Below are 547 nucleotides of genomic sequence, written 5' to 3'. Positions count from 1 at the left end.
GAGTTTGATCCTGGCTCAGGATGAACGCTGGCGGCGTGCCTAATACATGCAAGTCGAGCGAATGGATTAAGAGCTTGCTCTTATGAAGTTAGCGGCGGACGGGTGAGTAACACGTGGGTAACCTGCCCATAAGACTGGGATAACTCCGGGAAACCGGGGCTAATACCGGATAACATTTTGAACTGCATGGTTCGAAATTGAAAGGCGGCTTCGGCTGTCACTTATGGATGGACCCGCGTCGCATTAGCTAGTTGGTGAGGTAACGGCTCACCAAGGCAACGATGCGTAGCCGACCTGAGAGGGTGATCGGCCACACTGGGACTGAGACACGGCCCAGACTCCTACGGGAGGCAGCAGTAGGGAATCTTCCGCAATGGACGAAAGTCTGACGGAGCAACGCCGCGTGAGTGATGAAGGCTTTCGGGTCGTAAAACTCTGTTGTTAGGGAAGAACAAGTGCTAGTTGAATAAGCTGGCACCTTGACGGTACCTAACCAGAAAGCCACGGCTAACTACGTGCCAGCAGCCGCGGTAATACGTAGGTGGCA

Annotated in this window: 1 rRNA gene; it reads left to right on the top strand. The window is 53.9% G+C overall.

What is annotated here, in order from left to right:
* A 16S ribosomal RNA gene (locus tag D8S75_RS17330) occupies positions 1-547 on the top strand; the annotation flags it as partial.

Origin of the sequence: Simplicispira lacusdiani, from assembly GCF_003604195.1 — a bacterium.
In the GTDB taxonomy this organism is placed as follows: Bacteria; Pseudomonadota; Gammaproteobacteria; order Burkholderiales; family Burkholderiaceae_C; genus Simplicispira; species Simplicispira lacusdiani.
Note: the sequence above shows the minus strand (reverse complement) of the source record. Positions and strands in the feature narration are given on the sequence as shown.